This window comes from Candidatus Eremiobacteraceae bacterium (assembly GCA_035295225.1).
Taxonomy (GTDB): Bacteria; Vulcanimicrobiota; Vulcanimicrobiia; order Eremiobacterales; family Eremiobacteraceae; genus JABCYQ01.
The window spans coordinates 15,628-25,602 of sequence record DATGJI010000022.1; the positions used below are offsets into that span (position 1 = coordinate 15,628).

A 9,975-nucleotide genomic window follows, 5' to 3' on the forward strand; every position below is an offset into this window, starting at 1 on the left:
CCGAGCGGAGCAATGAAAGCAGCCGCCGGCAAAAGAGGCCGACCGCTTGCGCCAACGTACCATCCTTTTCGGCTGATTCCTTTCGGTTTCGGAATCGCACAACAACACGCGTGCGCGTGCCGGCGGAACAGAGAAATGCCCTTGGTGCGAGCCCGACGAACGCACGCTCGTGCGAATCTTATTCTGCGGTGAAGGTTTTTCCGAGTCGCGCCGCCGCTTAGCTCCGCTGCTGACGAATACCGAGTTAGCGACGTGTCGCGCCGATCGCGTGCTCCAGTCGCTCGACGGCGTCGACGTCATCGTGCCGTACGTGAGCCGTATCGACCGCGCGATCATCAGTGGCGGAAGATTCGGGCTCGTGCAGCAGTTCGGCGTCGGGCTTGACGGTGTCGATCTCGAGGCGGCGACCTCCGCCGGCGTCTGGGTAGCGCGGGTTCCAAGTGCGGGCACGGGCAACGCCGAGTCAGTCGCGGAGCACGCGCTGCTGCTGATGCTGGCTCTTTCGCGACGGCTTCCGCAGACCCGGGCTGCGCTTGCCGCCGGAGAGGTAGGCGAACCGGCCGGGCTTGCGTTGTGGGGCAAGACTGCGTGTATCGTCGGCTTGGGTGACATCGGCAGCGCGCTTGCGCTTCGCCTGCAGGCCCTCGGCATGCGGCTGATCGCCGTCCGCCGGCGGCCGCAAGCGGGCGGTGCGCCCGAACTGGGCGTCGAGCGCGTCTTCGGTCCGGAGGAACTTCACGCGGCGCTCGCCTTGGCAGACTACGTGATCCTCTGCGTCAACTACGACCAGGCGTCGCGCAATCTTATCGACGGCGCTGCGCTGCAGGCCATGAAGCGCGGGGCGTTCGTGATCAACGTCGCGCGCGGCGGACTCGTCGATCCGGACGCGCTGCTGAGCGCGTTGCGGTCGGGCCACGTCGCGGGCGCGGGCTTAGATGTGTTTTGGGAGGAGCCGCCGGACCCGCGTCATCCGCTTTTCAAAGAAAACGTCATAGCGACGCCGCACATCGCGGGCGTCACGGACGCCTCGTACGTCGGCATCGCCCAGGTCGTCGCGGACAACGTGAAGCGTTACGCGCGCGGCGAGGCGCCGCGCTTCGCCGTCAATACGCCGTCATCCGCCGCGCAGCGGGCGCGCAGCGCGCGCTGATAGTCGCGCGTACCTTCGTTCTCCGTATCCGCAAGGTCGCAGCGGATGGGAGCGGCCGCTTGAAATGCGGGCGGGGGTGAGACATCGCCTCGCAATCCTTCGATCAGGTTATGCAGGATGATGTCAAATCTGTCCAGATGCTCGACGGCCACGCGCTTCCATCGCTTCCCCGGATCCGTCGCCACGAGCACCGACGCGGAAGGCCGGAGCCATTCGATCGCCGTCGTGCCCTCGATCACTGCAGCATGAGCGCCTTTTTCGTTCAACCAGTCGAGCGCCGCAGCTAAAGCTGCCGGCGCTTGCTCGCGGAGTGCTATGACCCATGCGACCGCGATCGCGCCGGCATTGGCAAGTCTTCGCGTGTCGGTGTTCGGCTTGTTGATCGCGCCCGGCGCGGTCACGATCCGCGCCGGAAGGGCTGTCGAGACAGTCTCGCAGACCCCGCACGATGCGCCGCGGCCGCAGACTCCCCGGTCGTGCGGCTTATCGAACTCACCATCCGCGACCGTCAGCTTTATGGCGCCATACCGCAAGCCGGCGAGAGCCTGAAGCGCGCGCTCAGCTGCAAGCGTCTTGCCGACGCCCGAGTGCGGACCACCCACTATCACCACATTCATGACCGAGCAGAGAGTTTCGCCCCGGCATGCTTCATTCCGCCACAAGAAAGTGCCAGCGGAGTTGCCCGCATTTGCGCTGAACCGCGTGCCGGTGCTTGACCAACGCCGGGTGCCGCCGGTCGGCCCGCTCGTCGCCGCGTCGCTCGACAAAGCCGTGGTGATTTTCGTGCGGAATTGGATATTGTGGGTGGTGGCGCTTGCGGCCGGTGCTCTTGGCGGGGCTCTATCCCCGCTCGCGGCCTTCGTGCCGGCCGCGGTCATTGCGGTGTACTGGTCGTGCGCAGCCTATGCCAACGCCGCACGCCTCGAGCGCCCCGAGTATCGGATGAACGCGTCGACTGTCCTAACGCTCATCGCGGCATCCTTCTTCGGCGGCCTGGCGACCGAATTCGGCCTCTTTCTTTTTGTCGTGCCGGGAATATGGATCGGCAACAAGCTTTCGATGACGGCGATCGCGGCAGTCCTCGACGACTTGCCGCTGGGGTTGGCGTTCGACCGTTCTTGGCGCGCTATCGAGGGTCAGTTTTGGACCACACTGGGCTTTAACGTGGTCGTCTGGCTCGCGATGCTGGGCGTCACCGTCGCGGGCTACGCGATTCTGCTCGGCCTTGTCGCGCTCGTTTCGACCGGATTCCCGTCCACCGAGTTCACGGGCTGGTCGAGTTTCTCACCTATCATGAGCGCGCTGTTCGGCGCGGGCGTGCTGCTCTACACGCTTGCGATCTGTCTGACGTATCAGATGCACGCGATCGCTCAGCTGCACTGGTACCGCGCGCTGCAAGTCCCGCGCCCCGCGCTCTCCCTGTCGTAGGGCAAGCGTCGCTTGCCGAAATCCTGATTGGACGAATCGCAGATTGGGAATATCGTTCCTGTATACGGATTGATTTGTGAGGACTATGACATGCACGCCTTGATCCTTGCCGCCGCGCTAAGCGGAGCCTCGTGCGCGAATCCAAGCATACTTTCCGCCGTCGCACAGCCGGTCACGGCAAACGGCGCGTTGAACCACTATACGATATCCATCACCGTCCAGAATATCGGCAGCGTCCGTCAGCCGAGCAATCTGCTCCAGTCGATCGACGTGCTGCAAGACGATCAGCCCGTCGACCGCATCGGACTGCAGCCGCTCCGGCCGAACCAAACACAAAAGGTCACGTATGGATTCGATCGCTCAGCCGATGCGGGCGAGGGAACGACAAACCTCATCTTCACGCTTGATCTCAACGGACGGAGCGGAGACGATATCGATTGCCACGGCGGCGTCGAGAGTTTCAAGCTGCGCGTTTAAGGAATATCGTGTGCGGCGGACCATATAGGTCCGCCCTACAGCGAACATCGTGTAGGCGGACCATAAAGGTCCGCCCTACAGCGAACATCGCGTAGGCGGACCATAAAGGTCCGCCCTACAGTTAGACGACTGGGGCGGCGGCTTTGATCTCCGGAGTAGCGGCGTCGTCGAAGCGCTTGAAGTTCTCCGCGAATTTCGCAGCAAGCTCGTGCGCCTTTGCATCGTATGCCGCAGCATCGGGCCACGTGCCGCGCGCATTGAGCACGTCGCTCGGCACGCCCGGTACGGCCGTGGGCACTTCGACCTTGAATATCGGATCGGGTACGAACGTCGCCTGATCGAGAGCGCCCGATAGGGCGGCCGCGACCATCGCGCGTGTGAACGGCAATTTCATCCGCTTGCCGGTCCCGTACGCTCCGCCGCTCCAGCCGGTGTTCACGAGCCAGCAGCGCACCTTGTGTTTGGCGATGAGTTCGCCAAGCTGCTTGGCATAGACGACCGGATGGTGCACCATGAACGGCGCACCAAAGCAGTGGGAGAAGGTGGTCTGCGGTTCGGTGACGCCCTTTTCGGTGCCGGCGACTTTCGCCGTGTACCCCGACAAGAAATGGTACATCGCTTGCGCGGGCGTCATGCGCGCGATAGGCGGCAGAACGCCGAACGCGTCACACGTGAGCATGACGAGATTCTGCGGGTGGCCGCCGCGTCCGGAAGGCACGGTGTTGGTCACGGACGTCAACGGATACGCGACGCGCGTGTTCTCGGTGAGCGAAGCGTCGTCGAGATCGAGTTCGCGCGTCTGTTCGTCCATGACGACGTTTTCCAGAACCGAAGCGAACGTCCGCGTGGTCGGATAGATCTGAGGCTCGAGCGTCGCTGACAGATTGATCGCCTTCGCGTAGCAGCCGCCCTCAAAATTGAAGATGCCCTGGTCTGTCCAGCCGTGTTCGTCGTCGCCGATGAGCGCGCGCTCCGGGTCGGCTGACAGCGTGGTCTTCCCTGTTCCCGATAGACCGAAGAAAATCGCGGTGTCGCCCGCTTTGCCGACGTTTGCCGAGCAATGCATGGGCATCGCGCCGCGCAACGGCAAGAGATAGTTCATGACGGTGAAGATGGACTTCTTGATTTCGCCGCCGTAGGTCGTGCCGCCGATGAGCACGAGCTTGCGCGAGAAATCGCAGATGATGAACGTCTCCGAGCGCGTGCCGTCTCGATCGGGTACGGCGAGGAAATCGCACGCATCGACCACGGCGAATTCGGGCCGGAACGCTTCACGTTCGGCGGGCTTCGTCGGAATGAAGAGATGATGCGCGAAGAGGTTGTGCCATGCGCGTTCGGTCACGACGCGGATGGGCAGCCGGAACGACGGATCCGCTCCGGCGAAGGCGTCGAGCACGAAGACCTCGCGATCGCGCAGATATTCGTCGACTCTGCCGAGCAGCGCGGTAAAGCGGGCGGCGTCGAACGGCTTGTTGGTCTTGCCCCAGTCGATCTGCTCTCGGCTCGACGGTTCGTCGACGAAGAACTTGTCTTGCGGCGAACGGCCGGTGTGTTTGCCCGTGCGGACGACAAGAGGCCCCGCTATGGCCGCGAGGCCCTCACGCCGGCGAATCGCCTCTTCATAGAGCTGCGGAGCGTTCAGATTGCTCCAGACGCGCCGTACGGGTCCGAAGCCGAATGATTCGAGGCCGAACGACTCGCCAGCGAGCAATGCCATTGACAGGCGTCTCCTTGGGGATTAGACGATGTGCGGTCAGAGCGACTTAGGCGCAGAAAAAGGCCTTCCTGCGGGACCGACGGGCTAACGCGTTAGGCCTGCTGTAACTCTCTGCTTGCTGACGCGGTAGTACACCTCGATGGGAGGTCATCAGCTGTGCGATTTTTGTGGCTTTTGTTCTTGATTTTTGCAGCGTGCGTCGCGCTTGCGATTCTTATTCCCCTCGCCCACCTCGTGCTCGGCGTCGCTGTCGTTGTGGCTGGGGCGATATTCCTGATGGCGGTATGGAAGGCGATGTTCGGTCCGCGCAACACAACGTCGCCGCCGAAATTGCTGCCGTAAGTCGCGCGATGTTCCGGAGGGGCCGACGCGAGTAAGTCGCGCGATGTAGGGCGGGCCTTTATGGCCCGCCGGCGGACCGTAAAGGTCCGCCCTACAGAAGACCTACTGCGTTAGAGCGCGGTTTTCAGCGTTGCAGCGGAGATGTTCGCACCGGACACGATCGCAGCGACATTCGCAAGACCTCGATCGCGCAGTGACCCCAATGCGGCGAGCGCAACACCTGCGCTGCCCTCACAGAGCATATGATGCGTCTCGATGAAGGCCTTCATGGCTTCCGCGATCTCCGATTCATCGACAACGATGAAGTCGTCGACGAGCGACCGGCAAAGTTCAAAGGTGATCGAGCCGGCCTCGACGCCGCCGGCCGTACCGTCGGAAAGCGTCGGGCGATGCTCGGTTTCGATGATGGATCCGGCGCGAACCGACTCGATCATAGACATCGAGTTCCGCGGCGAAGCCGCAACGATGCGGACCGCCGGTCGAACCGCTTTCAAGTAGCCGGCGATACCAGAGATCATACCGCCGCCGCCGAGCGGAACCACGACCGCATCTACCTCCGGCATGCTTGCCGCGATCTCATGCCCTATCGTCCCCTGCCCTCCGATGACATCTGCGTCATTGTACGGAGATACGTACGTCATTCCGCGTTCGGCTGCGTACGCGCGCGCGAACGCCTCTGTAACGCCGCCTTCCGGACCATGCGTGATGATCGAGGCGCCGTAGCGCCGGATGTTTTCGACCTTCGCGGGCGACGCGTTCTCCGGCACAAAGACGAGCGCGCTCAGACCAAGACGCTTCGCGCTATAGGCGACGGCCGCGCCGTGATTACCGGTCGACGCGGCGACGATACCGCGCGCGAGCTCGGATGCGGAAAGCGAGAGAAGTTTGTTGAACGCCCCGCGCGCCTTGAACGACCCGGTTACTTGGAGATTTTCGAGCTTGAGATGCACCGGTGCGCCGGCCCGTTCGCTGAAGTAGGCCGACGGTTCGAGCGGCGTCTCGCGCACGTGCTCCCGAATGCGCGGGAGCGCGGCATCGACGAGCGCCCTGACGTTGATCAGGCTATTCCCGCGCTCACGAGCACCTTCGACGCATCGGTGAGGTGCTTTTGGATGCCGAGCTTTTCGGGCGCGACGCCGAACGCAAGCGCGATGAGCTGCGGCAGATGGAAGACAGGCAGGTCGGTCTTGCCGAAAGCGGTATCGAGCGACTTCGTCTGGTAGGCGTCGAGCGCGAGATGGCAGAGCGGGCAGCCCGTGACGATGCTCTCGGCTCCTTGATCGCGCGCCATGGCCATGTTCTGGCCGACCATGTTGACCGTGACCTCTTCCTTCTCCAGCTGTATATGAAAGCCGCAGCAGCGCGTCCGCCCTTCGTACACGATCGGTTCGGCGCCCAGCGCGAGGATGAGGTCCTCCATGTTGTGCGGATTGCGCGGGTCTTCGCCGGAGGCGGCGTACTCCTCGGGTCGGAGCACATGACAGCCGTAGAACGCACCGATCTTCATGCCGGTCAATGGGCGGACGACCATCTTCTTGATGTTGGCGATGCCGATATCGTCGCGCAAGATCCACGCCATGTGCTTGGTCTCGACTTTGCCGCTGTACTTCTTGCCGAAACGCGCTAGAACGTCGTTGGCGTCCTTCATGTAACGTTCGTTGTGCAGCAGCTCGTGATTCGCTTGACGCATGTGACCGGTGCAGGTGGAGCAGATCGTCAGCACGGTGTCCAGACCAAGCGCTTCGGCTTCGGCGAACGTCCGCGCGTTCAGCATGCGCGCGAGATGCCGATTCATGTCGTTCACGACGCTCGCGCCGCAGCACGACGCCGCATCGAGCTTGATCAGCTCCCAGTCGAGCTTCTCGGCCACCACATGGGTGGCCAAGTCGAGCTCTTTGCACGACTCCTGCGCCACGCAGCCCGGGAAGTAGCCGTATTGCTTGAGCGCCATCAGTATCTTTTCGCCTCTGCTGCCTTGAATATCTCGCGGATCTCCGTCACGCGCGGCACGGGCCGCATGAGCAGCGGCGGCATCTTGCCTTTCAGCAGCAGACGCAAGCCGAGCGGCATCACCGAACTGAGACCGATGAGATTGAAATATCCGAGCGTGCCCGGGATGACTTGAGACTCCTCGAGGAATCCCGTTTTCTTGATCGTGTCCGCGACGACCATCGCATGCCGGGCGCCCGTGTTATCGGTGACGCCTTCTTCGATCGTTGCGACGCAGGAGAGCGCGATGAGCTCGTGCGGGTCGACGTGCTTCGGACAGTACGAGCACGCGTAGCAGTGCGCACACAGCCAGAGATTCTGATCGACGATCGTCTTCGCGCGTTCGTTGCGCGCGCCGTCGCGGGTGTCTTCAAGAAAGCGATATCCCACGCGCGCGATCGCCGCGGGGCCGACGAACGTGTCGTCGACCGAGACGACCGGACACAGGCTATAGCACGTGCCGCAGAAGATGCAGTTGGCGGGGCGCCAGAGCCGCTCCATCTCTTCGGGCGACTGCGGGTACTCGCGCGCCGGCGGCGCGTTCTTGGGGACGAGCCACGGCTTGAGAGACTTGTTCTTCTCCCAAAAGCGCTTCATGTCCACGACGAGGTCTTTGACGATCGGAAGATTGTGCATCGGTCCGACGCGGACGGTTCCGACCGGAGTGCCGCTGCCGTTGGCGGCCTTCGGCGACGAATCAGCGGCTGGAGCAGCCTGAGCGCCCGTGACCGGCGCAGCGGTTGCGGCCTCGCCGAAGTGCGCCTGGCCCGCGTGCGAGCTGATCGCTTCGTGCGGTTTCGCGTCGGCCACGCCGGATTTGCCGAATTGTGAGAGCAGTTGGCGGATCGGCGTCTTGCACGCGAGGCCGTCGAGACCGTTCATGCTCATCGTGCACGAACCGCAGATCGCCGAGCGGCACGAACGGCGGAACGAGAGCGTGCCGTCGCGCTCGTCCTTGATGTGCATCAGCGCTTCGAGGACTGTCGAGCCGTCGGGAACTTCGACCTCGAAGGACTCGACGTGCGGCGCTGCGTCAAGTTCTGGGTTGAACCGCTGAACCTCGAGATTGACTAACATGCAGTTTCCCTAATAGACCCGCGCCTGCGGTTGCCATTTCGTGACCGTGACTTGCTTGTCGCCGAGTTCGGGGTCCGCATCCGGGCGGAATCGTGCTTGCGTGTGTTTCATCCATTTCTCGTCGTCGCGTTCGGGAAAATCCAGTCGCGTGTGTGCGCCGCGGCTTTCCTCGCGGCGAAGCGCTCCGGCCAACGTCGTTTCTGCGACGTCGAGCAAGAAACCCAGCTCGAGCAGGCCGGTGAGATCGGTGTTGAAGACGGGGCCTTTATCGTCCAGCGAGATCTGTTTGTAGCGTTGCTTGAGCTCGCGGATCCGGTCGATACCCACCTGGATGGAAGCTGGGAGGCGATAGATGCCTGCGCCTTCCATCATCGCCTTGCCCATCTCATCGCGGACGACGTTGACGCGTTCGCCACCCTTGTTCGCAAGCATCGCGCCGATACGCGATCGTTCTGATTCGAGCTGCCGCACGTTGAAATCGGGCGCCGACATGCGCGCTGCGTAGTCGGCCGCATGACGCGCCGCCAGCTTGCCGAAGACGATGGTCTCGAGCAATGAATTGCCGCCCAGGCGATTCGCGCCGTGCACGGAGACGCACGCGCATTCGCCTGCCGCGTAGACGCCGGGCACCGGTGTGGCTCCATGCTTGTCCGTCTGGATGCCGCCCATCCAGTAGTGCATGCCGGGCGTGATCGGCACGGGTTCGTCGATCGCATCGATGCCCGTGGCATCGAGCGCAAGTTCGCGGATCTGCGGCAAGCGCTCCATGATCTTCTGCTTGCCCAAGTGCCGCAAGTCGAGGAAGACGCAGCCGTCAACGCCGCGCCCTTCGTTGATCTCGGTCTGCTCGGCGCGCGACACGACATCGCGCGAGGCGAGTTCGCCTTTCGTCGGGGCATATTTGAACATGAACCGCTCGCCGAGCGCGTTGATCAGATAGGCGCCTTCGCCGCGCGCGCCTTCAGTCATGAGCACGCCATTGCTCTTGAGCGTCGTCGGGTGGAATTGCACGAACTCCATGTCGAGCAGCGGGATACCGGCGCGGTAGGCCATGGACATGCCGTCGCCCGTGCTGGATAAACCATTGGTGGTCTTGTAATACGAGCGGCCGGCTCCGCCGGTGGCGAAGATCGTGGCTTTGGCGCGGATCGCTTCGATGGAGCCGTTGGTGACGTTCAACGCTACCACGCCCGAGCCGACGCCATTTTGGACGGAGAGCGCGGTGGCGAACCATTCCTCGTAGACTTTCACGTTGAGGCGCTGGCACTGTTCCCACAGCGTGTGCAGAATGACGAGGCCCGTGACGTCCGCGCAGTAGCACGTGCGCGGGAACGATGCGCCGCCGAATGGGCGCTGGGCGATCCGGCCATCGTCCATGCGGGAGAAGATGCATCCCATGTGCTCGAGCCAGATGATCGCCTGCGGGGCTTCGTCGGCGAAGAGCTCGATGGCGTCCTGGTCGCCGATATAGTCGGAACCCTTGACCGTGTCAAAGGCGTGCGCTTCGGTCGTGTCGTCTTCGCGATTGCCGAGGGCGGCATTGATGCCGCCTTGAGCAGCACCGCTGTGGCTGCGGACCGGGTGGATCTTCGAAAGCATGCCCACGTCGAGGCCGAGTTCGGCCGCTTCCACCGCGGCGCGCATGCCGGCGAGGCCACCGCCGACGACGAGGATGTCGTGCTGGAGCATGGATCGCTTTCGCTGTCTTCCTTAGTATAGCTCGGTGCAAATGGCGCGAGGCCAAGGGTGCTTCGATTTTCGAGTTCGCTTCGGAACGCCCCTGGACCGGGCCTCG

10 protein-coding genes are annotated in these 9,975 nt (G+C 63.2%); 4 read left to right on the forward strand and 6 right to left on the reverse strand.

What is annotated here, in order from left to right:
- Window positions 1-169: 169 nt before the first annotated feature.
- Complete coding sequence (locus VKT51_02830; GenBank protein HLJ83097.1) at window positions 170-1,150, forward strand: 2-hydroxyacid dehydrogenase; 981 nt, start codon at window positions 170-172, stop codon at window positions 1,148-1,150.
- On the opposite strand, the gene VKT51_02835 is transcribed toward VKT51_02830, so the two are convergent.
- Complete coding sequence (locus VKT51_02835; protein HLJ83098.1) at window positions 1,072-1,767, reverse strand: hypothetical protein; 696 nt, start codon at window positions 1,765-1,767, stop codon at window positions 1,072-1,074. The genes VKT51_02830 and VKT51_02835 overlap by 79 nt on opposite strands.
- Here VKT51_02835 and VKT51_02840 point away from each other — a divergent pair.
- Together VKT51_02840 and VKT51_02845 are read left to right on the forward strand one after the other, a co-directional pair.
- Window positions 1,766-2,578 carry a hypothetical protein gene (locus tag VKT51_02840; GenBank protein HLJ83099.1) on the forward strand — a complete coding sequence of 271 codons (813 nt, stop codon included), beginning with the start codon at window positions 1,766-1,768 and terminating at the stop codon, window positions 2,576-2,578. The genes VKT51_02835 and VKT51_02840 overlap by 2 nt on opposite strands.
- 90 nt (window positions 2,579-2,668) lie before the next feature.
- Complete coding sequence (locus tag VKT51_02845; protein ID HLJ83100.1) at window positions 2,669-3,055, forward strand: hypothetical protein; 387 nt, start codon at window positions 2,669-2,671, stop codon at window positions 3,053-3,055.
- 121 nt (window positions 3,056-3,176) lie between these two features.
- Here the strand turns inward: VKT51_02845 and pckA are convergent, their stop codons facing one another.
- Window positions 3,177-4,772, reverse strand: coding sequence for a phosphoenolpyruvate carboxykinase (ATP) (pckA, locus tag VKT51_02850; protein HLJ83101.1), 1,596 nt, complete (start codon window positions 4,770-4,772; stop codon window positions 3,177-3,179).
- A 156-nt stretch (window positions 4,773-4,928) separates the two neighbouring features.
- Between pckA and VKT51_02855 the strand changes: the two genes are divergently transcribed.
- Window positions 4,929-5,114, forward strand: a complete 186-nt coding sequence (locus VKT51_02855; protein HLJ83102.1) for a hypothetical protein — start codon at window positions 4,929-4,931, stop codon at window positions 5,112-5,114.
- Between the two features lie 110 nt (window positions 5,115-5,224).
- Here the strand turns inward: VKT51_02855 and VKT51_02860 are convergent, their stop codons facing one another.
- From VKT51_02860 to VKT51_02875, 4 genes are read right to left on the reverse strand one after another with little or no spacing between them, the layout of a single operon-like run.
- Window positions 5,225-6,175, reverse strand: a complete 951-nt coding sequence (locus VKT51_02860; GenBank protein ID HLJ83103.1) for a threonine/serine dehydratase — start codon at window positions 6,173-6,175, stop codon at window positions 5,225-5,227.
- The gene (locus VKT51_02865; protein ID HLJ83104.1) at window positions 6,172-7,065 is read right to left on the reverse strand and encodes a CoB--CoM heterodisulfide reductase iron-sulfur subunit B family protein; all 894 of its coding nucleotides are present in this window, start codon (window positions 7,063-7,065) and stop codon (window positions 6,172-6,174) included. The genes VKT51_02860 and VKT51_02865 overlap by 4 nt, the downstream gene beginning before the upstream one ends.
- The gene (locus VKT51_02870) at window positions 7,065-8,180 is read right to left on the reverse strand and encodes a succinate dehydrogenase/fumarate reductase iron-sulfur subunit (GenBank protein ID HLJ83105.1); all 1,116 of its coding nucleotides are present in this window, start codon (window positions 8,178-8,180) and stop codon (window positions 7,065-7,067) included. Before VKT51_02870 ends, VKT51_02865 begins: the two co-directional genes overlap by 1 nt.
- A gap of 9 nt (window positions 8,181-8,189) precedes the next feature.
- Window positions 8,190-9,869 (reverse strand): FAD-binding protein, encoded by a 1,680-nt coding sequence (locus tag VKT51_02875; GenBank protein ID HLJ83106.1) that lies wholly within the window; start codon window positions 9,867-9,869, stop codon window positions 8,190-8,192.
- Window positions 9,870-9,975 lie beyond the last annotated feature (106 nt).